General features: G+C 43.8%; 1 protein-coding gene. It reads right to left on the reverse strand.

The window, feature by feature from the left end; genetic code table 11:
* Positions 1-207, reverse strand: a 207-nt coding sequence (locus A3712_RS24190; protein ID WP_443083621.1) for a flagellin, incomplete at its 3' end; no start/stop codon positions are given.
* Positions 208-233 lie beyond the last annotated feature (26 nt).

Consider the following 233-nt stretch of genomic DNA (forward strand, 5'->3'; position numbering starts at 1 on the left):
CACATTTTCGATATTTCGCTGGTACTGCTGATTATCAGAGACTGTCTTTTTTAATCCCTCAAGGCGCACAGCGGCAATTGGGTCGTCGGATAAATGATTGATCCTTAGCCCTGTCGACATTTGCTCAAAAACTTTGTTCAAGCGGATATTGTTGTCCATTAATGAACGCTGCATCACCGCGTTAAATTGGGAGTCCGTTACACGCATCACTTTTCTCCTAGAATGCTCTTAGC

The sequence above is a fragment of the Vibrio sp. HI00D65 genome (assembly GCF_001635455.1).
GTDB lineage: Bacteria > Pseudomonadota > Gammaproteobacteria > Enterobacterales > Vibrionaceae > Vibrio.